The 25,334-nt window shown below is 30.1% G+C and carries 24 protein-coding genes; 14 read left to right on the top strand and 10 right to left on the bottom strand.

From position 1 onward, the window contains the following. Positions 1-192: 192 nt before the first annotated feature. On the bottom strand, positions 193-741 hold the full coding sequence (locus KQI89_RS15850) for a folate family ECF transporter S component (RefSeq protein ID WP_216457909.1): 549 nt from the start codon (positions 739-741) through the stop codon (positions 193-195). Between the two features lie 896 nt (positions 742-1,637). Between KQI89_RS15850 and KQI89_RS15845 the strand changes: the two genes are divergently transcribed. From KQI89_RS15845 to KQI89_RS15835, 3 genes are all read left to right on the top strand, one after another. Further along, positions 1,638-2,405, top strand: coding sequence for an acyl-CoA dehydratase activase (locus tag KQI89_RS15845; RefSeq protein ID WP_216457908.1), 768 nt, complete (start codon positions 1,638-1,640; stop codon positions 2,403-2,405). A gap of 184 nt (positions 2,406-2,589) precedes the next feature. Then, positions 2,590-3,849: a double-cubane-cluster-containing anaerobic reductase gene (locus tag KQI89_RS15840; protein ID WP_216457907.1), complete on the top strand. Its 1,260-nt coding sequence runs from the start codon at positions 2,590-2,592 to the stop codon at positions 3,847-3,849. Positions 3,850-3,863: 14 nt separating this feature from the next. After that, positions 3,864-4,130 (top strand): putative Se/S carrier protein, encoded by a 267-nt coding sequence (locus KQI89_RS15835; RefSeq protein ID WP_216457906.1) that lies wholly within the window; start codon positions 3,864-3,866, stop codon positions 4,128-4,130. 59 nt (positions 4,131-4,189) lie between these two features. Here the strand turns inward: KQI89_RS15835 and KQI89_RS15830 are convergent, their stop codons facing one another. After that, positions 4,190-5,932 (bottom strand): diguanylate cyclase, encoded by a 1,743-nt coding sequence (locus tag KQI89_RS15830; protein ID WP_216457905.1) that lies wholly within the window; start codon positions 5,930-5,932, stop codon positions 4,190-4,192. Positions 5,933-6,579: 647 nt separating this feature from the next. On the opposite strand from KQI89_RS15830, the gene KQI89_RS15825 reads away from it, so the two are divergent. The 4 genes from KQI89_RS15825 (at position 6,580) to KQI89_RS15810 (ending at position 9,428) form a co-directional block, all read left to right on the top strand. Further along, positions 6,580-7,179, top strand: coding sequence for a manganese efflux pump MntP (locus KQI89_RS15825; protein WP_216457904.1), 600 nt, complete (start codon positions 6,580-6,582; stop codon positions 7,177-7,179). A gap of 221 nt (positions 7,180-7,400) precedes the next feature. Beyond that, a complete protein-coding gene (locus KQI89_RS15820) occupies positions 7,401-7,622 on the top strand; it encodes a YdbC family protein (protein ID WP_216457903.1) in 222 nt (73 codons plus the stop codon). 45 nt (positions 7,623-7,667) lie between these two features. Next, positions 7,668-8,405 (top strand): tRNA pseudouridine(38-40) synthase TruA, encoded by a 738-nt coding sequence (gene truA, locus KQI89_RS15815; protein ID WP_216457902.1) that lies wholly within the window; start codon positions 7,668-7,670, stop codon positions 8,403-8,405. An 81-nt stretch (positions 8,406-8,486) separates the two neighbouring features. Further along, entirely contained in the window at positions 8,487-9,428 is a 942-nt protein-coding gene (locus tag KQI89_RS15810) for a patatin-like phospholipase family protein (RefSeq protein ID WP_216457901.1), read from the top strand. Between the two features lie 206 nt (positions 9,429-9,634). On the opposite strand, the gene hydF is transcribed toward KQI89_RS15810, so the two are convergent. From hydF to KQI89_RS15785, 5 genes are all read right to left on the bottom strand, one after another. Beyond that, positions 9,635-10,828 carry a [FeFe] hydrogenase H-cluster maturation GTPase HydF gene (gene hydF / locus KQI89_RS15805; RefSeq protein WP_216457900.1) on the bottom strand — a complete coding sequence of 398 codons (1,194 nt, stop codon included), beginning with the start codon at positions 10,826-10,828 and terminating at the stop codon, positions 9,635-9,637. Positions 10,829-10,839: 11 nt separating this feature from the next. Then, positions 10,840-12,216, bottom strand: coding sequence for a [FeFe] hydrogenase H-cluster radical SAM maturase HydG (gene hydG / locus KQI89_RS15800; RefSeq protein ID WP_216457899.1), 1,377 nt, complete (start codon positions 12,214-12,216; stop codon positions 10,840-10,842). Positions 12,217-12,319: 103 nt separating this feature from the next. Continuing rightward, a complete protein-coding gene (gene hydE / locus KQI89_RS15795; protein WP_216457922.1) occupies positions 12,320-13,366 on the bottom strand; it encodes a [FeFe] hydrogenase H-cluster radical SAM maturase HydE in 1,047 nt (348 codons plus the stop codon). Between the two features lie 68 nt (positions 13,367-13,434). Further along, on the bottom strand, positions 13,435-13,686 hold the full coding sequence (locus KQI89_RS15790; RefSeq protein ID WP_216457898.1) for a TM1266 family iron-only hydrogenase system putative regulator: 252 nt from the start codon (positions 13,684-13,686) through the stop codon (positions 13,435-13,437). 455 nt (positions 13,687-14,141) lie between these two features. Beyond that, a complete protein-coding gene (locus tag KQI89_RS15785; RefSeq protein WP_216457897.1) occupies positions 14,142-14,675 on the bottom strand; it encodes a 2'-5' RNA ligase family protein in 534 nt (177 codons plus the stop codon). A gap of 735 nt (positions 14,676-15,410) precedes the next feature. Here KQI89_RS15785 and KQI89_RS15780 point away from each other — a divergent pair. Genes KQI89_RS15780 through KQI89_RS15770 form a run of 3 tightly spaced genes read left to right on the top strand, consistent with a single transcriptional unit; the run spans position 15,411 to position 18,638 of the window. Then, positions 15,411-17,030, top strand: a complete 1,620-nt coding sequence (locus KQI89_RS15780; RefSeq protein ID WP_216457896.1) for a hypothetical protein — start codon at positions 15,411-15,413, stop codon at positions 17,028-17,030. Between the two features lie 16 nt (positions 17,031-17,046). Then, positions 17,047-17,919: an ATP-binding cassette domain-containing protein gene (locus KQI89_RS15775; protein WP_216457895.1), complete on the top strand. Its 873-nt coding sequence runs from the start codon at positions 17,047-17,049 to the stop codon at positions 17,917-17,919. 14 nt (positions 17,920-17,933) lie between these two features. Beyond that, positions 17,934-18,638, top strand: coding sequence for a hypothetical protein (locus KQI89_RS15770; RefSeq protein ID WP_216457894.1), 705 nt, complete (start codon positions 17,934-17,936; stop codon positions 18,636-18,638). A gap of 48 nt (positions 18,639-18,686) precedes the next feature. Here KQI89_RS15770 and def read toward each other — a convergent pair whose 3' ends face one another. Both def and KQI89_RS15760 read right to left on the bottom strand, forming a co-directional pair. After that, complete coding sequence (def, locus tag KQI89_RS15765; RefSeq protein WP_216457893.1) at positions 18,687-19,139, bottom strand: peptide deformylase; 453 nt, start codon at positions 19,137-19,139, stop codon at positions 18,687-18,689. Then, positions 19,140-19,376, bottom strand: a complete 237-nt coding sequence (locus tag KQI89_RS15760; protein ID WP_216457892.1) for a helix-turn-helix transcriptional regulator — start codon at positions 19,374-19,376, stop codon at positions 19,140-19,142. A gap of 340 nt (positions 19,377-19,716) precedes the next feature. On the opposite strand from KQI89_RS15760, the gene KQI89_RS15755 reads away from it, so the two are divergent. The 3 genes from KQI89_RS15755 to KQI89_RS15745 are packed head-to-tail and all read left to right on the top strand — an operon-like array spanning position 19,717 to position 22,269. Next, positions 19,717-20,682 (top strand): ABC transporter ATP-binding protein, encoded by a 966-nt coding sequence (locus KQI89_RS15755; protein ID WP_246583155.1) that lies wholly within the window; start codon positions 19,717-19,719, stop codon positions 20,680-20,682. Next, the gene (locus KQI89_RS15750) at positions 20,679-21,482 is read left to right on the top strand and encodes an ABC transporter permease (protein WP_216457890.1); all 804 of its coding nucleotides are present in this window, start codon (positions 20,679-20,681) and stop codon (positions 21,480-21,482) included. Before KQI89_RS15755 ends, KQI89_RS15750 begins: the two co-directional genes overlap by 4 nt. A 4-nt stretch (positions 21,483-21,486) precedes the next feature. Further along, positions 21,487-22,269 carry an ABC transporter permease gene (locus tag KQI89_RS15745; RefSeq protein WP_216457889.1) on the top strand — a complete coding sequence of 261 codons (783 nt, stop codon included), beginning with the start codon at positions 21,487-21,489 and terminating at the stop codon, positions 22,267-22,269. A gap of 163 nt (positions 22,270-22,432) precedes the next feature. Here KQI89_RS15745 and KQI89_RS15740 read toward each other — a convergent pair whose 3' ends face one another. After that, positions 22,433-23,788, bottom strand: a complete 1,356-nt coding sequence (locus KQI89_RS15740; RefSeq protein WP_216457888.1) for an aminotransferase-like domain-containing protein — start codon at positions 23,786-23,788, stop codon at positions 22,433-22,435. A 134-nt stretch (positions 23,789-23,922) separates the two neighbouring features. On the opposite strand from KQI89_RS15740, the gene KQI89_RS15735 reads away from it, so the two are divergent. Beyond that, on the top strand, positions 23,923-24,858 hold the full coding sequence (locus tag KQI89_RS15735) for a DMT family transporter (protein WP_216457887.1): 936 nt from the start codon (positions 23,923-23,925) through the stop codon (positions 24,856-24,858). The last annotated feature ends 476 nt before the right edge of the window (positions 24,859-25,334 follow it).

Below are 25,334 nucleotides of genomic sequence, written 5' to 3'. Positions count from 1 at the left end.
AGTCGGTTAAGCAGATACCCAAACCTATGGTTTGATGGTAGTCGCTTACTCTTCGAGTACCATCTGAAGTTATGAAGATGAGTTTCCTTTAAAATACCATCACAACGGATGATCATAATAAAAATTGCTGTATCAAAATTTTTGATACAGCTTTTTTCATATCTATTATTTATAAAAATTGCTCTACAATTTTTACACCTTATTTTCTAACTGAGACCCTATGTATTTCCATACAAGGGATAAGGTTATTATTTCAATGGGTAACATTATTAAAGCTTTTATTATTCTAGGTTGAGTTATTAGAATAAAAGCTTTATTAAATAGTACCGCTAACCAAACAGTGTTTAAGAATATATTTACTATAACACTTATAAGTAAGGATGAAATTATGAACCTTGTTATGGTTTTGGGCTTTTTATAAAGTATTAATCCATAAATAAGTCCTACCAAAAAAGCACTTAAAGTAAAGCCTGGAAAAAATGGTCCTTTAGGCACTAAAAATGCACCTATAAGATCTTCAATAGCACCTACTAGCCCTCCGTATACAGGGCCAAAAAGCATGGCGCTTAAAGCTATAGGCAAAAATGCAAAACTAATTTTAATTGTAGGTAAAAATTGGATAGACAAAAATCTTGATAATACGAAAGTGATGGCTATAAATAAGGCCATAGTGACAATTCGACGTGATACGCTCATTTTAGACATTTTAATTACCGTTGCCAGAACTTTATAAATATCCATAAAGTTTGTTTAATTCCCTGTTCAACCTACCCTATCTTGCCATTTATATACTTAGGATTTGGATTAATAAGATAGTCCGAGGGCTTAAATTCCCATACAACGCATGGTACACATATATTATTAAATATATTTTTATAGATTTTATTAGATATTCTGCAACCGTACACCTCCCTTTTAAATAAAGTAGGTTATAATATAACCCCTTAGATATAAATATATAACTTATTAGGACAATAATCAATAAAATACTCGTTATATTTTGCGTGGAAAATAATGAATATTCTAAAATTTATGCCATATATTTATAAGTTTTCCATTAAAGTTTTTACATTTTTAAATTAACCTATTCAAAACCTAGCTATATCAAAGCCTCGCTATAGTTATTATCTATAGAAAAGGTTTTCATTATAGGTTTTTTCGATTAGAAGAAAAAAAGTGTATAAAGTATAATGAAATTGTCGGAGAGACAGTATTTTTGTAATAGTTTGTTAAGACTGTAACCAGATACCCCAAATCTACGATTTGGTGATAGTCGCTTAAGCAGAGAACCAAGATTTAAAATCTTGTGAGAATGGCTTACTCTTCGAGTACTCCTTCGATAAAAAGAGAAAGAGTTTCTTAATCAGAGAACCAAGATCTATGATCTTGTGTAAATGGGTTAAGCAGGTACCTAAGCCTATTGGATTGACGGTATTCGTTTATTCTTCGAATACTCATCTGAAGAGATGAAGAGGAGTTTCTAAATCAAGTACCCAAGCCTATGGCTTGATAGTAATCGCTTACTCTTCCAGGATAATATGAAGATGAATTTACGAATATTGAAATTATGAAATGTTTGAAATTAAGAGAAAAATCAGTAGTTAAGATTATAAATTTATTACAAAGGAAAGATGAAGATGTATTATGTGGGCATAGATATAGGCTCAACAGCTTCTAAGGTAGCTGTATTTTGTGATGAAGCTTTAATAGAAAATTTTATGCTTCCAACAGGATGGAGCAGTGTGAAAACAGCAAGGGATATAAAAGAATATCTAGAAAAGAAGAATTACCTGGAAAATTCATATATAGTGGCTACAGGCTACGGGCGAATTTCTGTACCTTATGCAGATAAAACCGTAACAGAAATAACCTGCCATGGAAAGGGTGCTAACTATTTAGTAAATAAGGACTGCACTGTAATTGATATCGGTGGACAAGATACCAAGATAATAACCATAGAGAATGGAAAGGTTACAAGCTTTACCATGAATGATAAATGCGCAGCTGGAACAGGTCGATTTTTAGAGATGATGGCTAACACCTTAGGTCTTGATATTATGGAAATGAGTGAACTCTCTAAGAAGGGATCTGGAGTAACTATTAGCTCTATGTGTACGGTTTTCGCAGAGTCAGAGGTTATAAGCCTTATAGGTAGTGGTGAAAAAAGAGAGAATATTGCTTTTGCAGTGATTGAATCTATTTCTGGTAGGGTAAATTCCCTATGTCAAAGGCATGGTAGAGCAGAGAATTATTTTCTAAGTGGAGGTCTTTGTGAGAATAGCTATTTAATAAATAGCTTAGGAAAAAAGCTAGGAAAGACTTTAGAGACTAATCCTAAAGGAAGATATGCAGGAGCTATAGGCGCTGCTATTATGGCAAAAGAAACTAGCGATAAGTTAAAGTAATATTTAAAACTTAGGGCTTACTATTAATATTAAAAATTAATTCTTTTGAAGCTATATTAGTAATCTAGAAAAATAGAATTTCAAGGAGCCTTATATTTTTAAAAAGGTGCTTTAACAAAGAAAACTAGCATTAAATAACTTTAATATATATTTAATGATTTTTAATATTTAAGGAGGATTCATTATGGCAGACTATAGAGAAATGTGGAAAAACTTAGATATGGATTTAGAGAAACATGATCAACTTTGTGCAGCTTTACCTGAAATGTTTGGTAGTGTTTACTTAACTCAAAAAAACAGACCAGAGGGAATGAATTATTTTAATTTTGTTTTCTCAGAGGTTCACGGTCTTAGGATAAAAGAACTTGAAGATCATAAAAAACAAGGTGGAAAAGTTCTTGGAACCTTCTGTGTTTTTGTACCAGATGAGGTTATATTAGCAGCAAATGCTTTATCTGTAGGGCTTTGTGCTGGTTCACAGTTCTGGATTGAAGATGGAGAAAAACATGTGCCAAGAAATCTTTGTCCTCTTATAAAAGCTTTTGTTGGTGCTAAGGTAAGTGGGACATGCCCTTACTTCCAATCCTGTGATATGGTAGTTGGTGAAACTACTTGTGATGGTAAAAAGAAGGCGTGGGAAATACTAAATGATTATGTACCTGTACATGTAATGGACCTTCCACAAATGAAGAGAACTAAAGATTATAATATGTGGATGGATGAAATAAAGTTATTTATAGATGAAGTAGAAAAACTTACAGGAAATAAGATTACTGTAGAAAATTTAAAGGATGCTATAGAAGTCTGTAACCAAAAGAGAAGAGCACTTAAAAGACTTTATGATTTAAGAAAGGTAACACCTTCTCCAATAACTGGGTTAGATTCTCTTTTAATATCACAAATTGCTTTTAATGATGATCCAGTAAGATTTACAACTCAAGTAAATGAATTATGCGATGAATTAGAAGAAAGAGTAAAGACTCAAAAGCCTGAAGGAAAGAAAAGAATTATGATAACAGGAACACCTATGGCTATTCCTAACTGGAAACTTCATAGCATAATAGAAAGTCTTCCAGCAGAAGTTGTTGTAGAAGAAACTTGTACAGGCACTAGATATTTTGAAAATGAAGTAAAGGCTGAAGGAGAAACTATAGAAGAATTAATAAAGAATTTAGCAGATAGATATTTAAACATAAACTGTGCTTGCTTCACACCAAATGAGGGAAGAATAGAGGATATATTAAGATATGTAAAAGAATATAACATAGACGGAGTTATCTATTCAAATCTTTCATTCTGCCATACATATTCTGTAGAAGCTAACAGAGTAGAAAAGGCATTAAAGGAAGCAGGAGTTCCTATGATAAGCATAGAAACAGATTACTCCACAGAAGACTCAGGTCAAATAAAAACTAGAGTTGAGGCTTTCTTAGAAATGATTTAAGGTGATGAGTTTTAATGGACAACTATGAAAATAGAAATATAAAAAACTATGTTTTATTTCCTTCTCATAGCAGTGGACTTGCTCTGGAAGGGGTATTAAAAACAAATAAAATAAAATATGTTATAGTACCAACACCCAGGGAACTTTCAACCTGCTGTGGTATATCTATGGAATATAGTAAAGAAGATGAAGAAGCTATAAAAGAATTAGTAGAGAAAAATAACATTAAAGTTTTAGGCTTTTATAGTATTGAAAAAAAGTATAAAAATATTTATGGGTAAACATCTCTAAGTTTCCGGTGGAGTTTAAAACTCTACTGGAAACTTAAAATTATTTTATTTTACTCTACTGTAATCTTATTTCTGCCACTTTGTTTTGATTCATAAAGACAGGTGTCAGCCCTACTTATCAAGTCATCTATATGCTCACCTTTATAATGAGAATAGGCCACTCCTATAGATATGGTAACTGGAAAATTTGAGTCCTTAAGGATTGTATCCCAAGGGTAGGTTTCAACAATATGGCGAATTTCTTCTGCTACTTTTTCAGCAGAAGATTTATTAGAGTTCTTTAGCAAGAGAAGAAATTCTTCACCACCATATCTTATAGCACTAGCATTTTCATCAGAATTGTTTTTTAGTATATTTGCAATAACTATTAGCACTTCATCACCTATTTGGTGACCAAAATTATCGTTAATGGACTTAAAATGATCGATATCCATCATTAAAACACTGTAATTTTCTGAAAAGCTTTTTTCTAAATCTTTATAAAACTTACCAGAATATCGTCTGTTATATAAATTTGTAAGGGCATCTCTAACCACCATTTTATTTAATTTTCCATTAGATTCTTTCAAAGACCTATAAGATTTAATTAACTTTTCTGTAGATTGGTTAAAGCTATTAATTAATGTGGCAATTTCTTTTATATTAGATTTTATTGAAGTGATTGGAGACTCCTTATTATCCTCTGGTAATAAATGAGGGGTTGCATCACTAAGCCTTTTAATTGGTGTGGCTATTTTTTCGGAAACAAGTGTACTTAAAAATATCATAGTTATAAATATGACAATTATAGATAAAAAATATAATATGGTTTCTTTATTTAAATAATAAAATAAGTTTGTAGCTGATGTGGCAGCATATACTATATATTCCTTATCATTAAAGATAAAAGAATCATTTTCTATAAAAATATTATTAGAAGCTTTAGATACTTTAGATTTTAAATTTGCATTAGTAAAGAGAGCTTCTATTTTATCTAAAGAAAAATCTTCATCTATTAAATCATGTTTAGAAGACCAGACTATTTTATCGTTATCTAAAATGAAAATAAGATGATCTGGTTTTTTTATGTTATTAAACTTAAAGTTTTTAAGATTTACACTATCTGAATTAGGATTTTTTATAAAGTAAATATTTAATTTATTGCCTAAGTCTTGTATATAACTGTTAAGGTCGTTTTTTATGTTTAAAGTGGATAGGTTATAAAAGCTTTTAATTCCTACTAGAGATAAAGTTAATAATGAGGCTAGAGTTACAGCAAGAAAAAAGTTCTTTATGACATAAGTTATAGGAAAAAAGTCAAAATCTCTTTTAAAATCTTTTTTGAAAACCTTATCTATATTTACCAATAATAAAATATTTACAATAGAAATGTTCATTAACTCATTTAGTAATCGCTTAAGAAGCACCATTTGGATTAAAACTAAATCCCCATTTAATATATATCTATAGTATAAAAAACCAAAAGGACATCCTATTAAAAACCAATAAATAAGAATGCTCTCCGTAGTATATTCATAATTTTTCTTGAAAACATAGCCAACAAAAAGTGCTTCTAGAGCCATAGTAATCATTGCATAGGGGTCATGCCATAAAAATATTGTTATAGAGTTACCTAGTAACGAAGAAAAAAATCCAACCCAAGGGCCGAAAAGTACAGAGGCTAGTAGGGAAGCTATATTTCCAAAGATAAACTCCACTGAAAAATAAAGGGAAAGGGGGAATAAGTTTAAAAGGAAATTCAACATCCCAAATATTAATATAGCTATTAAAGACTTCTTTTTAATAGGAAACATAATATACCACCTTACTTTATAAAAAAACAATTGTGTGTATCTTAATTTTATAGTTAAATTCAACACTTTACAACAAAATTTTCACAGCTATATAAAAGGTTTTCATAAATGTATTAAATTCTATTTAAATAGGCTCTTTAATATGTAAATATTTTCTAATAAAATACAGATTTATTAAATAATTTTTATGAAAACCATTTAATAAATAAAAGGGATTAGGATAATGACATATTGAATTTTATGCTATTAAGTAGTATAATGTAATTGTTTTGAAATTATGACATAAGACTCACAATTAAATATTAATTTAACTCTATGAGGGAGTAATTGGCAGGAATTCCTGTGGCATAGTCAACATATTGACTTTATAAAGTCTGGCTTGTCTTAAATAATGAGACTCATATATAGTATTTTTGTGCTATATATGAGTCTTTTTTTATTTATAAATAGTACTTGCACTTTATATAAGCGTTAAATATGTCTATGGTCCATTAAATCTAAGTAAAGAATTAAAAAGCTAGATGGATTGGCATCATAGACACTGTTTTTTTTAGAGTATAATTACAAAACATTAATTTAATAAGTAATCTAGTTATTTAAATTAAAAAGTATCTTAAATAATCAGATTAAATAAGGGGGATTTTTAAATGAGTTTATTAACTATTATAGTCACGGCTTTTGCCCTGTCTATGGATGCATTTGCGGTTTCTATTACTAATGGCATTTTGCTTGGAGATGCTAATGGGAAGGAGGCATTAAAAACTGCAACCTATTTTGGACTTTTTCAGGGGGTTATGCCACTTATAGGTTGGCTTTTAGGAATTAAATTTCAAGATTACATAACAAAGATAGATCATTGGATTGCTTTGATTTTATTAGGATTTATAGGGGCTAAGATGATTTATGAATCTTTTAAGGATGAGCCTATTGTCTGTGAAAATAGTGAAAATCCTAGGGAGTGCTTAAATACTAAAACCATGATTATGCTTTCCATAGCTACTAGCATAGATGCTTTAGCTGTAGGTGTTGGTTTTGCAGTTTTAAGGGTTTCTATTGTTCAAGCTGTCATAATAATAGGACTCATAACTTTTGTAGTCTGTTTTATGGGAGTGTTCGTAGGAAAACACTGCGGATTACTCCTAAAGAAAAATGCAGAAATACTGGGAGGGGTTGTGCTAATTTTAATTGGAGTAAAGATTTTTTTAGAGCATACCAACTTACTAGCTAATATTAAAATTTTTCATTGATAGCTCTTTAAAATACATATAGACTTATACTATAGAAATACTTATCTTAGGGTTTAATATGAGGACAAGATATTTCAAATATTAAAAGATGAGATGATTTTAGATAAGTATCCTACCCTTTTATAGAAAAAGGATAAAAGGGTTAGAATTATAGTATAATTTAAATTAAAGCAAACCTTGGTTGCGTATATACATAAGATATTTAAAGGAGTGAATATAAAATGGCAGATATAAAATTTGAAATTAAAGAATCTATAGGTTCTCTTTCAGAATCCTCAAAGGGTTGGAAGAAGGAACTAAACTTAATATCATGGAACGATAAAGAAGCTAAATATGATTTAAGGGACTGGGACTCAGAGCATAAAAAGATGGGTAAGGGTGTAACTTTAAGTGCTGAGGAACTTAAGGAACTTAAAGAGTTGTTAAATGGTATGGATATTTAGTAAACAAAGGATTCTTATAAAAAAATAAATTAAAGGTGGGTCTAGATGAGAAATTTAAAGATGACTATAGAATATGATGGAAGCAGATATAAAGGATGGCAAAAACAAAAGGATAATGTTTTAACTATACAAGATAAAATAGAAACTGTATTATCCAAAATGACGGGAGAAGATATACAGGTAATAGGCTGTGGAAGAACTGATTCAGGAGTCCATGCGGAGAATTACATAGCAAATTTCCATACTAATTGTGATTTAAGTGTAGATTTGATGCTAAATTATTTGTATGAATATTTACCAGAGGACATAGTTGTAAAATCTATGAAAGATACCAGTGAAAGATTCCATGCAAGATATAATGTAAAGGCAAAGACTTATGTTTATACAATAAATAACAATAGATTTAGAAGCGTATTTAATAAAAAATATACATATCATACTGATGATAAACTTAATTTGGATGAAATGAGAAGAGCATCAGAAGTTTTACTTGGAACTCATGATTTTCAAAGCTTTACTAGCTTAAAGCCTAATACTAAGTCTACTGTTAGAACTATTAACTATATAGATATAAGAGAAGATAAGGGCATCATAGAAATAGAAGTCAATGGAAATGGATTCCTACTAAATATGGTAAGGATTATTACTGGAACCCTTCTAGAAGTAGGTAAGGGTAATTTAAAGCCTTTAGATGTAGAAAAAATACTAAATGAAAAGAAGAGATCAGAAGCAGGTCCTATAGCTCAGGCAAAGGGATTATGCTTAAAGGATGTTAAATATTAATTATAAGAGTAAAGATTTACCCTAAAACTGTGTCAGGTACCAATAAGATTCACAATCATATTATAAGTATGAGGTGATTTTATGAAGGTAGATATGGTTTTTGAAGGTGGAGGAGTTCTTGGGATTAGCTTTGTTGGGGCATTGGCGTCTCTAGAGAAACATGGCTATGAATTTCAAAGGTGTGCGGGAACATCTGCTGGAGCCATAGTAGCTGCATTGGTTGTTGCAGGGTACAATGCAGATGAATTATATAAGCTTATGAAGAGTTTAGATTATTCCTTTATGAAAAGTGGTAAATGCTATGAAAAGTTTCCTCCCTTTAGAGGTGTTAAGCTGCTAAGTGAAAAGGGATTATACAATGGAGATAACATAGAAAAGTGGATAACTCCAATGCTTGAAGCAAAGAAAGTTACAAAGTTTAAGCATGTTATGAAAAATGGTAAGAGTAGGCTTAAGATTATAGCATCAGATATAACAAAGAGAGATATAGTTATATTTCCAGATGACCTAAATAAATATGACATAGACCCTGGAGAGTTTGAAATTGCAAAAGCTGTTAGGATGAGTGCAAGCATACCCCTATATTTTACACCTTATATTTTAAACTATGGTACCTCTAGGAGCTGTATTGTAGATGGTGGACTTTTAAGTAACTTTCCAATATGGATTTTTGATGTTGAAGGGGTCCCAAGGTGGCCTACCTTTGGGCTAAAGCTTCAGGATAAACATAGTAAGACCAGCACAGGTAGCTGTAATTTTTTTAGATTTGTACAAGATGTAATCCATGCGCCATTGTATGTTAATGGAGAAAGGTTTATTAGAGATAAAGATTTGGTGAGAACCGTAATTATTGATTCTAAGGGTATAAAATCTACGGACTTTGATATTGCATATAAACATGCTGAAAGCTTGTATGATAAGGGATATAAGGCTACAGAAGAATTTTTAGGTGGATGGAATTTTCAAAGGTATGTGGCTGATAATAGGATGGTTAAGACAACTTACTACCTAGCTAAGAATTAAGGCATTTTAACTTAATGGTAATCAGAGGGTTAAATAAATTTTCTAAATTAAAGACACTGGATCTATATAGAAATTTAACTATATAGATCCAGTTTTATTTTTTACTTAGGCTTTAGGATGCTTTCCCCTCCATAGATATAGTTTCTTTCCTATATAAAATAATGAAAATAGTTAATAGCAAAGAGCCTAAATAGGACAAAATAATATTATTTTTGTAGAAATATTTCAGTGCTTCTATCTAATATGCCTGTTAGATATGCAAGGATTATTCCATAGTTTGTTATAGGTATATTTTTTTCTTTGCATAATATTATTTTTGAATTCATGGCTTTTTTATTCACCATGCAGGCTCCACAGTGGATTATTAAATCGTACTTTTCTACATCTTCTGGGAAGTCTGCTGCCATTTTAAACTCATAATTTAATTCCTTATTTAGTAATTTATTTAGCATCTTTGGTATTTTAACTCTACCTATATCCTCATGGGAATAATTGTGGGTACAGCTTTCAGATACTAGTATTTTTGAGTTTTCATCTAGATTTTTTATATGCTTAGTTCCTTCAATAAAAGTTTTTATATCTCCTTTATGATTAGCAAATAATATGGAAAAGCTTGTGAGAGGTATATGCTTTGGAACTATTTCATCTACCTTTTTAAATGCTTGGGAGTCTGTAACTACCAAATCCACATCTTTTATATCAAGAAGGGCAGATTCAAGTTCAGTATCCCGTACTACATAACTTTTTATTCCATGGTCTAAACAGTCCCGAAGTAGCTGAACCTGTGGCAATATAAGCCTTCCTTTAGGAGCCTCCGAGTCTATTGGTATTACCATAATGACCTTGCTGTTATAGGGTAATAAGTTGCCTAAAATAGTATCTTCATCCTTTTGCTTATTTAAGTTTTCTATTAGTTTATTTTTAAGGTTTAAAATGCTGTCTATGTTCTTTGAGGAAACAAAAATAGCATCTTTTATATGGCTTTTTATTTCAGACAATTTATCTTCCTTCACTGAATCTATTTTATTTACTACCACCATATGGGGAATATTGTGTTTATTAATTTTTTCTAGAGTTTTTTCATATAAGCCATAATCCCTATCTTTTGCATCCATAACATAAATTACAAAATCAGTGCTTAGCATAGTTTTGAAGGTTTTTTCTATCCTTACCTGTCCAAGAGGGGAGTTATCTTCAAGTCCTGCTGTATCTGTAAATAGAACAGGCCCTAGAGGTATAAGCTCCATGGCTTTAGTTACAGGATCTGTAGTGGTACCTTCAAAGGGGGACACAATGGATATATTTTGACCTATAATAGCATTCATTAATGAAGACTTACCAGAGTTAGTCTTGCCTAAAAATGTTATATGAACTCTATTTGAATTTGGTGTACCATTCATAATAACGCCTCCTAGAAGAATAAATCTCTTTCACCCTTTTTAATTTTCTCTAAGTTTTCAGTTACCTTATTTTTTATATCTTCTCTTTGTACATTATTTAATTCTGCTTTAATTAATTTTTCACCTTTTTCTTTTAATTCTTCGTCACCGTAATCTTCTATAAATTCTTGTAATGTCATTATAGCATTTGGTTGGCATACATGCTGTATTTGGCCTGATTTTGCAAGGCTCATAAATCTGTCACCTACTCTACCACTCCTATAGCAAGCGGTGCAGTAGCTTGGTATATGGCCATCATCTATAAGACCTTTTAGTACCTCTAGAGGACTTCTTTCATCTGCTATGGAAAATTGATTAACATCTTTTCCTTCTTCTTGTTCTTTGTAGCCACCGACCCCTGTACAGGAACCGGCACTTACTTGAGATACGCCGTATTCAATAGCTTCTTTTCTCATATTTGCAGATTCTCTTGTGGATAGAATTAACCCTGTAAATGGAACAGCGATTCTTAATATTGCAACTATCTTTTTAAAGGTTTCATCATCTACTAAGTTAGGGAATAACTTAAGATCCATACCCTCAGCTTTCTTAAGCCTAGGCACTGATATAGTGTGGAAACCTACGCCAAATTCATCTTCAAGATGATCATTATGAAGCATTAAAGCTAAAACTTCAAATTTATAAGGAGCAAGTCCAAAAAGAACACCAGCTCCAACATCATCTATGCCAGCTTCCATAGCTCTATCAAAGGCTGTTAGATGATATTCATAATTACCTTTTAGGCATTTAGGATGCATATTTTCGTAAGTAGGTTTATGATAAGTTTCTTGGAAAAGTATATAAGTTCCTATCTCAGCAGCTTTTAATTTCTTATAATTCTCTACAGTAGTAGCTGCAATGTTTACATTAATTCTTCTTATAGCTCCATTTGAATTTTGAGTGGAATATATAGTTTTTATACTTTCTGTAATGTAGTCTATATCACAGTTTACAGGGTCTTCTCCTGCTTCTAGAGCAAGTCTTTTATGTCCCATTTTTTCTAGAATCATAACTTCATTTTTTATTTCTTCTTGGGTAAGTTTTCTTCTATTAAAATCATTACATCTCTTGTAACCACAGTAAACACAGTTATTTACACAGTAATCACTTATATAAAGTGGGGCAAATATTACAATTCTGTTTCCATATATAGATTTTTTTATATCACCTGCCACCTTAAACATCTTACTTAAAAGATTCTCATCTTTTATTTCAAGCAATATAGCTATATCTTCATGGGACAGCTTTTCCTTCTTACAGGCCTTGTCTAAAACTTTCTCTATGTCTTCATTAGTAGCATTTTCAGCATTTCTTAATAAATTTTCGATATACTCATGATCTATAAACATTTAAAAATTCCCCCCCAATTAAATTTTGATCTATAAATTATTTTTATTTTTGATATTTTTTTGTATTAATAAGCTAATAGTTATTTCCGCTTATTATTTATTCTTATTTTCTGCTCCACAGGTTATTATCTCCTCTAGATAAATCTAAAGAAAACCCTGCGCTGACTATTCTATTTTCTATACATTTTCTACACTCAGCAGCCTCATCGCCTGTACAGATTTTATTATCATAAAGCATGTATTTTTCTCTAACTGTGGTAGGAGATAGGTTTGGCATTACTACATTACCACCTGCTTTTAAACCTTTTTCACGTCCCATTGGGCTAATAGTTCCTAAGGCTGTGGTTGATGGAAGTAAAACATCAGGAAGTAGCATTCTTACAATAGCCAGTAAGGTTACGGTAGTTTCCACAGTACCTGATTTTTCATCCTTAAATATAGTGTCCTTATGTGGTATAAAAGGTCCTAATCCCACCATATGAGGTTGTAGCTCTTTTAAAAACACCAGATCCTCTACAAAATCCTCATTGGTTTGTCCAGGAATACCTACCATAAAACCAGCTCCAACCTGATAACCTATTTCCTTTAAGTTTCTTAGACATTGAACCCTATTTTCTAGTTCCATATTAGGGTGAAGCCTTTGGTACAACTTTTTAGAGGCAGTTTCGTGCCTTAAAAGGTATCTGTCAGCTCCAGCTTCATAATACTTTTTGTAGGAATCATAACTTTTTTCACCTATGGACAGTGTAATAGCACAGTCAGGGAAATTAGTTTTTATAGCTTTTAATAGTTCTACCAATTTATCATCAGTATAATAAGGATCTTCGCCACCTTGAAGCACAAAGGTTCTATAACCTAATCTATACCCAGAATTACAACAATCCAATATATCCTCTAAAGATAATCTATATCTTTCTGCATTTTTATTTTCTCCACGGATTCCGCAATATAGGCAGTTGTTTTTACAGTAGTTAGTAAATTCTATAATCCCTCTAAGATAAACCTTGTTTCCATAATGCTTTAGTCTTTTTTCATGGGCTTTAGAAGTTAAATACTCACGACTTTTTTCATCTATGTTATTAAGCAAATATAAAAGCCTATGTTCGTCAAGGTCATTTTTTTCATATAATTCATCTATAATTTCTTTTATAGCTGTATCTATATTATTTATAATGTTTTTATCATTGGACTCTATTTTTCTTATAATTTTATCCATAGTTATATCTCTTTCTTTGATATAGAGGTTTTTACATAGACATTATCTATGTTTCCAAGCTTACCGGTAAGACTGTTTATTTCATCTAGTTCACCTACAACGGTAATAGAGATTACAGAAATACCATCCTCCTCAAAGGGGATACCCATTCTTCCTTTTATAATGCCTTTAAAGCTAGAGATAACCTGATTAAATTTTAGCTGACAGCTTTGAGGTTCCTCTAAAATAGCACTAATAACAGCAATTTTGCTCATAAAAACCCTCCTAAAAATTTACCCTACAAAATAAAAAAACTTTCCTCTGAAAGGAAAGTAATGTAACACAAATAAAGGCAAAATGCCACTTAAAGATAGTAAAATTTCTATCTAAAAATATCATATGTTATTTCCCTTTCAGATCAGAGCATTCTTTACTGTTAGGTAATTTATTTTTATAAACAAATAATAAAAGAATTAACTTAAATTATTTGAATATGGATATTTTAATTTTACTTTAGGGAAAAGACTTTGTCAATTAATCTACAAAGTTTCTAAAGTGAAATTATATTTAAGATAAAGGCACAAAAACCATAAGATCCAAGAGTTACTTGAAATGCTTATTTTAAAACAAAGTTTTCACTCTAATATTCCCATCTTCTTCAAAATGGGAATAAAGAACACACATGTCCCTGGATAACGATTTCTAAGCTTTAGAAGGAGTAAAACTCCTTCTAAAGGCAAGAACTCTGTTTATATAAATCCCACTTGAAGGTTTCAAAATTATATTCCATTATTGAGATGTTATCAAAGCTCACATTAAATTCTGGACTATAGTTATTTACATAATCAAAGGCTTCTTTGAACTTATGGCTTATCCTTCTACTTACAATAGTGCAATGAAATTTAGTGTTTTCTCCTTCATTTTTACTCCACTGAAGATTAGAAATACCTTTTAATCTTTTTATATAATCCTTATGGAGTGTGGACAACTCCTTAGAGTAAGGTATATCCATAAATATCACATTATCTCTAAAGTGTCCAAAATCTTTAACTATAAAGTTAAATCTATTTTTATGGGAGCAAAAATCTTCAGTGATCTTATAAATTTCACTTACATCTTCAATTTCAAAGGGGGCTTTTAATGTTATATGCATAGGAAGCTTTTGAGGACGAAAATTAAACCTACTACATACATCTCCTACCAGCTTTTCATGAAATTCTTGGGCTTCCCCATGTATTAAACACACAATGACATATCTTTTCATAAACTCACCTGCTTACCATATCTAGTGTAGTTACTACGCTAGATTCCTTACTTTTTAATATATATAAATTCTTTCAAGAAAGTTGTACTTATATATTAAATTCTTTTATTATTTTCTCCCCTACTTTAGTTTATTATTATGAAATAAGAAATTATGTTTAAAATCTTACTGTGTTTTCAAATAAAGTTTTGATAAGGGTTACTTTATTTATTAAAAAGCGTGAACTTTTGCATTGAGTATTTAATTTAATATATATGAATAGAGTAACTTTAAAAATACTATATTAAAAGTAATATTTTGTCTAAATATAGAAAAAATCAAACCTATGTGTAAAAAGGAAAAATAGGGATTATATAGAATATACATGGTATAAGCTTACATATATTCAAATTATATTTATTTTATAATATATAAATATTAAAAACTACGAAAAAGTTCTAACTTCTAATATTACAGTGTTTTATTTATCCGATGACTACCCCCTTTAAAGGCAAGAATTCTGTTTATCCGATGACTACTTGCTCTAATATTCCCATCTTCTTCAAAATGGGAATAAAGAGCTCCTACATCCCTGGATAACGATTTCTAAGCTTTAGAGGGAGTAAAAACCCCTTCTAAAGGCAAGAATTCTGTTTATATAAAATATTAACCATAGTTACTAGAATATACTTTTCAAAGGGTGTGATTAGAATAAATAATATAATGTCAATGGTTTATTTGGAACTCAAACTACTTATGAAGTCTTTATGGAGTATTTTATACTATGGCATTGTAATAGCTCTAAGTATTTTCATGCTTAATGTTTCTCAAAGGTTTAATATAAAGAGCATTGGTGTTTGGATAGATGGAGCTATATTTATAAATATATTTTTTATTTTATGTTGTATAATTATCGGGATAAATGTAGCTCAAGATAAAAATGAGCTTATTAAATCTTTAAACATTACCTCTATTCAGGCTTTGGTTGGTAAACTAATAGCTGTGTATATCTACACAACTGTAATAATAATAGTACCTATATTAATTATTATTGGTTACTCATTTTATAAGGTGATTAGTATAAAGCTTATGATTAACCTGATATTATATACATTAATTACATGGATTAGCTCCATAATAATTAGTTCAACATTAGGAGTATTTATAGGAAATTTTATTAAAGGATTTAAGGCATATCTTATAGGAGCTATAACTTTAATAATACTTACACCTTATAATTCTATGGTTTTTATGAGGATATTTAATAATGAGGCAATAATGGATTTGTTTAGTACTATGAAAGATAGACCAGATTTAATATATAGCACATTATTTGGCTTTTCATTCAATCATGGATTTATACTAGACAAAATATTTTTAGTTATATTAAGTATTTTTGTTATAAGTATTTCTATTCAATTTACTAAAAAACAATATTGTAAAAAAGCTATGGCTAGTAAATTAATTATTAGCTTAGTAACACTGTTTTCTTTTCTTGGAATTTTAGTTGTGTTTAATAGATACAATTCAAATAAAGGAATTTGTCTAGATAAGCCTGAAGGTAAATTAGTTATTTCTAATAATAAAAGTGATAGTAAAATTCAAGTATTAAATTATAATATGGAAGTGATTTTAAAAGAAAAGCTCTTATCAACTTGCATAATGGAAATTAAAAATACCTCAGAAAATAATAAGGAAGATATAGATTTCAAATTAGATAGCTCCTTAATAATAAAAGATATTTTTAAGGGAGATGAGAAATTATCTTATACTAGGGATAAAGATATTGTAAAAATAAAGGACTTAAACTTAAATCCTAAGGATACAACTAAAATCACATTTAAATACGGTGGGAGAATAAATTATGTAAATGGTGCAGGATACAGAACATTTTTTGTAGACAATAATTGTGCTATGCTTCCTCCAAACTTTGCATGGTATCCTACATTGGAAGAAGATAGATCAAAAAAGGATTTTAATATAAACTTAGTTTGCAAAAATAAGGTTGTAAGTAATTTATCAGATAATAAGGTTTTAAATAATAGTGATTATTATAACCTACAGGGTAGGGAAGATAAAGTATATTTACTTTCTGGATTTTTAGATTCAAAAAACATAAATGGAACTAATGTGGTGGCATCAGAGGAGATAATAAATAATAATTCATCAACGTTAGTTAATACTTTTAATAAATTAGCAGATATAAAATATAATAATTTCAATGTGGATTTGGGTAATTATAATGATAATGAAATTACCTTAAAGGAGTCTATAAATAATCGTTCCTTAATTATTATGCCCATAAATTTCAGGATGGATATACCTTTTCTTGTATTTGATAATTATATCATTATAAATGAAATTTCTATACTTTAACTTTAGGAGTGATTCTGTGAAGGATAATTTAAAAATAAGTAATTTAAATTTTAGTTATAAAAACAATGAAATTCTAAAGGATATAAATTTAGAGCTTAATACTGGAATAAATGTTTTACTTGGTGAGAATGGAGCTGGAAAGAGTACATTAATGAAGATTTTAGCAACAATATTACCCTATTCATCAGGAAATATAGAGTTAAATCAGCATAATTATAAAGATATTAGTTTAATAAAAAGTAATATAGCATATTTACCACAAACCTTTAATTTATATGCTCAGTTAAAGGGAATTGAATTATTAAAGTTTGTTGCAAAAGTAAAGTTAGGTTCAAATAAAGAGACTATAAATAAGGAAATTAATAGAGTAATTGAAGTTACTGATATTAATGATTATGTATATAAAAATATTAAATCCTATTCAGAAGGAATGAGAAGAAGGCTTGGAATAGCGCAAAGTCTTATAGGAGATCCTAAGCTTTTGATTGTAGACGAACCTACTGCTGGACTAGATCCGCAACAGAGAATAAACTTTAATAAGATTTTATCCTCAATTTCACAGGATAGAATTATACTTTTATCAACACATATTATAGAGGATATTGAAAGTTTTTACAAAAGAGTGATAATTTTAAATAAAAAACAAATAAGATTTAGCGGTACTTATGAAGAGTTTTTAAAGAATCCATCAGAAAGCTTTTTTATAGGCAAAATTAAAGGTGACAAATTAAAAGATTTACAAAGTAAGTATTTAATAATATCACAAGATTTAGAAGAGGATGCTATTAAATGCAAGTTTTTTGGAGAGGTAGATAGATCTGATTTCATTGAAGTAACTGAGGCTACACCAACACTGCAAGATATTTGGACATATTATCAATTGATATAGAAGGTGATTTAATTTTGAACAAATGGTCCTTGAGTTTTGATTTAAAGTTAATTAAAAATATAGTTATTTCTACTTTAATTTTATATCTTATATTCAATATAGTTGTGTTTAAGAATAATAATATAATTTGTTATATAGGTGGTAATAGTACTAAAATTGAAACCAGTATTTTTAAATATGCAGAGATATTCTTACCATTACCTTTTATTATAATTATCATGAATTTATTTATTAATGATTTAGATTTTAACTCATTTCAAATATTAATTACATTACCTATTAGCAGAGCTTATATGATTATATATAGATACATAAGAATTTTTATAGTATTCTCTTTGATCTATATTCCAACTGTAATAAATATGACTTATACTCTCAATTTAGATTTGACCAATAGAGGTTTTGGACCAATGAGTTCTTTAAAGGTATTATTAAAAACCTTACCAACAATTTTTTTTATGGGATCCTTTACTTTATTAGTAGTAGTTATCACAAGAAAGATTTTTTATACCTTATCAATTGCTTTAGGGTATTACTTTTTTGAACTTCTATCAAGAGGCATGTTTACAAAGAAATTCATGCTTTTTATAAATAACTTTAGTGGCTATAGTGATGATACTATTATAAGAAGTAGGATGGTACTTTTTATAATAGGGGTGGTTTTCTTGATTGTGAGTTTAGGGGTTATTAAAACAAAGAAATATGTAATATCAGGTTAAAAATAAGGAGGTAAACAAACTTGTATAAAACAAATTTGTTTACCTTTATTATTCTACATATTCAGTAACTAGATCAGTAAAAAGAATACCTTCTAAATGGTCGATTTCATGGCAGAAACATTTTGCTAAATCTCCTGTAGCTGTTAACGTAATCTCTTCACCATTTTCGTTTAATGCTTGTACAGTGACCTTTGCTGGTCTTTTTAGCTTTCCCCATGTATTTGGTATACTTAAACATCCCTCTAAGACTTCTTGCTGACCTTCCTCTTTGATTATCTTTGGATTAACTAGTTTTATAAGTCCTTCACCCATATCTATTACAACTAATCTTTTTAATATACCTACTTGTGGAGCTGCTAAGCCTGCTCCATTTTCTGCATTATACATAGTATCCGCCATATCATTTAGTATTTGCCTTATTCTATCATCTACCACTTCAACTACTTTACTCTTTTTCCTCAATATTGGATCATCAAAAAGTCTAATTTGTCTTAATGCCATTTAAACCACCCCTTTACTTCTATTAGATCTTGATTTTCTTTCACTTTGTTCAAAAAGAAAAACTTCCTCTATAGAACAGTTAAATACTTTAGAAATATCATAAGCTAACCATATGGAGGGTTCAAATTTTTCAGTTTCAATAGCATTGATAGCTTGCCTTGAAGCCCCCACAAGTTCCCCCAGTTGCTCTTGGGTTAATCCAAGAGATTCACGAAATTCTTTCAACTTATTTTTCATTAATAATCACCTCTGTAAAGTTTACCTTACACTATAAATATATTATTATTTCATTTGCCTGTCAAGTAAACATTACATAAGCAGAGAACCAAGATCTACGATCTTGTGTGAGTCACTTAAGCAGGTACTCAAATTTATGATTTGGTGATAGTCGGTTAAGCAGAGAACTAAGATTTTAAATCTTGTGTGAATCGCTTACTCATCTGAAGACATGGAGATGAGTTTCCTATAAAACACTAACCAAGGAATAAAAACTCTTTATTAATAATTAAAAAAATGGTATAATGAAGTTTCGACCCAAAAATTAATAAAAAGTAATGAGGTGATGAAAGTGATTGCAATGAAAGGCATATCAAAATCTTTTAAGGTCTCTAAAAGAAGTCCCGGACTTACAAAGGCAGTTAAAGCTCTGTTCAAGCGAGAGTATGAGGTGATTAATGCTTTAGATGACGTATCCTTTAATATTGATGAAGGGGAGATGGTAGGGTACATAGGACCTAATGGAGCAGGAAAAAGCACTACTATTAAAATAATGAGTGGAATTTTGTATCCAGATAAGGGACAGTGCATTATAAATGGTAAAACTCCTTGGAAGGATAGGATAAGCCATGTAAGGGATATTGGCGTTGTCTTCGGTCAAAGAAGTCAATTGTGGTGGGACGTTCCTGTTGCAGACTCCTTTGAACTTTTGAAGGACATATATAAAATACCAGACAATAAATTTAAAAATAACCTAAACATGCTTACCGAACTACTCAATATTGGAGAAATCATTAAAGTTCCTACAAGGCAATTAAGTCTTGGCCAGCGTATGAGATGCGAAATAGCAGCCTCTCTTATACATAGTCCTAAAATATTGTTTTTAGATGAACCAACCATAGGACTAGATGCAGTATCTAAAATTGCAGTTAGAGATTTCATAAAAACCATTAATAAAGAAAATAAAACTACAGTTATACTTACAACTCATGACACTCAAGATATAGAGGCTTTAACAAAAAGGATTATTCTTATTGGACGGGGTAAGGTTCTACTTGATGGTAATTTAGATGAGCTAAAACAAAGATTTAATAAATCTCGTACAATAACTGTAGAATATTCAGGGCATATTAATGAATTACCAAAGGGAATGTGTATTATAGAAAAGTATACAGGCCGTGCAGTTATTTCTGTTAATACAGAGGTACTTTCTATTTCAAAAGCTATATCTCATCTAGCAGAAAAGGTTGAAATTAATGACTTTAGTGTAGGATCTGTTACAGCAGATGAAGTAGTTGTAGGGCTTTATAAGGAGTATGAGATATGAGAGCCTATGTATCTTTTTTTAAAATGAAATTTATACATGGACTTCAATATAGAGCAGCTGCTTATGCTGGAGTTGCAACACAGTTTGCTTGGGGTTTTATGTATATAATGCTATATAGCACTTTTTATAGTAGTAATCCTCAAAATGCACCTATGGAATTTTCACAGCTTTCAAGCTATATTTGGCTTCAACAAGCTTTCTTGGCACTTTTTATGACCTGGTTTTTGGATAATGAAATCTTTGATTTAATAACCGAAGGAAATGTGTCTTATGAATTGTGCAGACCTCTTGATATTTACAATATGTGGTTTGCTAAAAACTGCGCTAATAGACTTTCAAAAGCAATTTTAAGATGTTTTCCAATACTGATTATAGCCTATCTTCTACCAAAACCATATAAATTTAATCTACCAAGCTCCTATGCATCAGGCATTTTATTTATTTTGTCTATGGTTTTAGCTTTTATAGTAGTTATTTCCTATAGCATGTTAATATATATTTTAACTTTTTATACCATCTCGCCTATGGGAGTTAGACTTACCCTTGTTATGATAGCAGATTTTCTTTCAGGAGGTCTTGTACCGCTACCTTTTTTACCAGAATGGCTTACTAAATATATTTATCTTTCACCCTTTGGATCCATGCAGAATGTTCCATTTAGAATCTATAGTGGCAATATTTCTTTAAAGGAAGCCTCTTTTGCTATGGTCTTACAAGTATTTTGGGCAGTAGTACTTATTGTGATAGGTAAAGTTATGATTTCTAAAACTTTAAAACGTGTAGTGGTACAAGGAGGTTAGAAAAATGAAGTTATATATGAAATATTTTTCCATTCATTTACGTTCGGCTATGGAATATAAAACATCATTCATACTTACTGCCATAGGTCAAGGATTAACAACATTTTTTTCCTTCTTAAGTATGTATTTTCTTTTTAATAGATTTGGAAGCATTAAGGGCTATACTTTTAATGAGGTTTTATTATGTTTTAGCACCATGTTCATATCCTTCGCATTGGCAGAATGCTTTGGAAGAGGGTTTGATACATTTTCAAGTATAATATCTAATGGTGACTTTGATAGAATTATGGTAAGGCCCCAAAGTGAAATACTACAGGTACTTGGGTCAAAAATTGAACTTACTAGAATTGGAAGGCTTATACAAGCAGTTGTTATATTTGCTTATGCAATAATTACCTGCGGTGTTGAGTGGAACAAAGAAAAGGTATTAACCCTTACTTTAATGATATTAGGAGGGGTTTGCGTATTTTTCTGCCTGTTTGTGATATATGCTGCTATATGCTTTTTTACCCTAGAAGGACTTGAATTTATGAACATATTTACTGATGGAGGCAGAGAGCTTGCTCAATATCCTTTAGATATATATAAGGACTGGGTATTGAAATTTTTCACATTTGTTATTCCGCTTTCATTTATAAACTACTATCCATTTTTATTTATCATAGATAAGTATGAAGGAAGTAAGAGTTTTCATATGCTATCTCCTTTGGTTTCTTTTTTATTCTTTATTCCAAGTTTCCTTCTTTGGCGCTTTGGTGTAAGGCATTATAAATCAACAGGATCTTAAAATAAGACCCTTGGGATAATGACAATTCCCAGGGGTCTTTAAATTTACATTTAGTCAAGTGGTTTTTAGATTTTAATGGAACTTTAACTTAAGTAATTTCACGATGTTGTTATTTGAAGTTATGAAGATGAGTTTCATTTAAAAATAATATTATGGCTTTTAATTAAGTAATCTTTCCCATACTTACAATCTCTTTAATTATAAGAGTGATTCCTTCCTCAATATAATCTTCACCTAGATTTGATACATTTAACTTTAGCATTGGCTCCTTTTCAAAGGAGGTTAAATAATGCCCTTTTTCTGTGGCAACCATAATGGATTTCTTTTTTAAGCTATTTACAAGTTTTTCGCTGGATAGGTTATCAGATAATTTTATGTATGTGTGAATACATGGAGTTTTAGGCATTTTATATTGAAAAATATCCCTATGGGTTTTAAATTGTTTTTGTAAGGAAGAAGCTAAAGACTTGCTTCTTAAAGCATAAGAATATTTAATCTTTTCTTTGTGACGCTGAAACATACCACTTTTAATATATATTTCTAAGGCGGCTTGTGAAATCATAGAACTATCTATGGACATAAGTGTTTTATACTTACCAAAAGTTTCAATGAGCAGGCTAGGTATAACAGCCATACCAATGCGCAAGCCTGGGAACATGATTTTTGAATAGCTCTTTAAATAAATAACTTTAGAGGAATCATCATAGGAATATATGGGATCAGCCTTAGAATCTTCTTCTAAATCAGCTAAGTAGTCATCTTCTACAATAAACACATCATATTTTGATGCTAGTTTTGCAATTTTCTTTTTTTCCTTTTGAGAATAGGAAGTTCCTAAGGGATTATGAAATCTTGGCATGGTATAAAAAAATTTAATACTTTCTGTTTTAAATAATCTCTCAAGTTCAGATAAATCAATCCCTTCACCGGTTCTTTTTATACCTATGGTAGGAATTTTATAAGTTTCTAGATAATCTATAAATAAATGATAGCTAGGTTGTTCTATTAAAACAGTTTCTTTTTTATTTGGAAAATCCATTGTGGTTAATATTGATAGTGCCTGCTGAACTCCAGATGTAATAAATATGTTATCTTTATTAGTAAAAACTTGATAATTAGCCAGTTTCTTTTGTGCCACATCAATTAAAGAGGGCAATCCTTTAGAAGTTCCATATATAAATAAATCATTTTTATATATGTCAATTGCTTGATTAATGCAATGCTGAAAATCTAAATAGGGAAAAATCTCTGGGTCAGGTGAAGATGATTCAAAGTCCAGTAAGGTTTTTTTATTACTATTTTTATTACTTTTTCCATTCACAACATAATATCCACTTTTAGGAATAGAATAAACCATATGTTGTTTTTCTAATTCCTCTAATGCTCTTATAACTGTGCTTTTATTACATTTATAGTGTTCAGTTAAATTACGAATAGAAGGGAATTTATCTCCAGATTTGTACTCTCCGCTTTTAATTAAGTTCTCCATATTATTTAATAGCTCTAAATATTTGTACATATCATCACCTCTTCATTGAAATCTGTCCCGGTATAGATGTAGTTTATTTATATTGTATCATATTTTACAATCCACTAATATATAAGTGTACCTTATGGTAAGTTTAAAAGATTTTCTTTAGGAGGAATGTATAAATGGAATTTTCACATAAAAAAAAGGCTTACATTGCCGCTATAATATACGCTTTTATTATAGGTTTTTCATTTTTATTTGCAAAACTAACTTTAACTGTAACAGAACCTCTGGATGCATTGGCTCATAGGTTTACAGTGTCCTTTATATTTATTTCTGTGCCGGTTTTATTAGGTTGGATAAAGGTAGATATAGATAAAAAGGATATACCTGTTATTCTTCTATTATCACTATTTTACCCAACTATGTTTTTTACTTTTCAAATCTTTGGACTAGTCTATATTTCATCTTCAGAGGCAGGTATTATTCAAGCAACAATTCCTATTTTTACAATGATATTTGCAGCAGTTTTTTTAAAGGAAAAATCCAGTACTTTACAGAAAGCATCACTAACCTTATCTGTAGCAGGAGTTATCTATATCTTTTTTATGAAGGGTATAAATCTTAAAAGTGATGTTTTTATGGGGGTAGTATTTATTGTTTTATCTGCTCTTTCCTCTGCTTTTAATACTGTACTAGCAAGAAAAATGACGAGAAAATATAAACCTATATGCTTAACTTATATGACCACTGTTATAGGATTTTTATCTTTTAATGTGATGTCTTTTATTAATCACAGTTTAAAGGGAACCCTCAACCTTTATTTTAAACCCTTCACAAGTCCAGTATTTGTGGGATCCATACTCTATCTAGGCATATTGTCATCCCTTGTTACTTCACTACTACTAAACTATTCATTATCTAAAATAGAAGCATCTAAGATGAGTGTGTTTAGCAATCTTTCTACATTAATAACTATGATGGCTGGTGTAATATTTTTAAAAGAGAAGCTAGAGTATTTTCATATTATTGGAGCAATCATGATCATTCTTGGAATAATCGGGACAAACTTTTTAGATAAGAATAAAAGCTCTTTAGGTAACAAGAACACTCTTTAGATAGCGGTAAACTCTTTAGCTAAGAGAGGAAATTTTTCACATAAGAGAATAACTCTTTTAGGTAACAAGCGGAATTCTTAGGATAAGAAAGTAATTTTTTAGATTAAGAAGGTAAACTCTTTTAAATAAAAAGGAAACTCTTTAATTAACAGAAGAGGCTCCTTACATAAGATGAAAACCTTTTAGTAAACAGGATAAGTTTTTAGGTATATGTAGGAAGGGAAGCTTTTTAGGTAAGAAAACAACTCTTTTAGATGAGAAGAGAAAGTCTTTAGGCAACAGGAGAGGTCCTTTTTAGATAAAAAAGAACTATTGAGATAAGCAGGGGAACTCTTTTAGATAAGAAAAAACTTTAAGCAACAGGAGAAGTTCTTTTTAGATAAGAGGAAAAAAATTTTCAGAAGTTAGAATAGGTTTATAATAGATAGATAAAGAACTCAGGGATTCAGGGATTCAGAGGTTCAGGTGGAGTTTCA

This window comes from Clostridium simiarum, assembly GCF_018919175.1.
Lineage (GTDB): Bacteria > Bacillota > Clostridia > Clostridiales > Clostridiaceae > Clostridium_L > Clostridium_L simiarum.
Note: the sequence above shows the minus strand (reverse complement) of the source record. Positions and strands in the feature narration are given on the sequence as shown.